We start from the raw sequence: 377 nt of genomic DNA, 5'->3' as shown, positions 1-377 counted from the left end.
GGCAGCTGCGGCGTGGAGACACGCTGACCATCGGTGAGGAAAATTTCTGGGTAGATCGGGTTTCGCCGGATGATGGCGGAAGTTGTCATCTCTGGCTTGGACGGGGCGTACCGCCTGCCGTTAACCGTCGCCGCTGAAAGGGGGATGTATGGCCATAAAAGGTCTTGAGCAGGCCGTTGAAAACCTCAGCCGTATCAGCAAAACGGCGGTGCCTGGTGCCGCCGCAATGGCCATTAACCGCGTTGCTTCATCCGCGATATCGCAGTCGGCGTCACAGGTTGCCCGTGAGACAAAGGTACGCCGGAAACTGGTAAAGGAAAGGGCCAGGCTGAAAAGGGCCACGGTCAAAAATCCGCAGGCCAGAATCAAAGTTAACC

At 57.6% G+C, this 377-nt stretch carries 1 protein-coding gene; it reads left to right on the top strand.

Translation table 11 applies throughout. The features are described 5' to 3' along the window. Positions 1-148: 148 nt before the first annotated feature. Positions 149-377, top strand: a 229-nt coding sequence (locus tag DF185_RS23390) for a phage tail protein (RefSeq protein WP_207784760.1), incomplete at its 3' end; no start/stop codon positions are given.

This window comes from Marinifilum breve, from assembly GCF_003202155.1.
GTDB lineage: Bacteria > Bacteroidota > Bacteroidia > Bacteroidales > Marinifilaceae > Marinifilum > Marinifilum breve.
The sequence above is the reverse complement of the archived record's forward strand: the minus strand, read 5'-3'. Positions and strand labels throughout refer to the sequence as shown.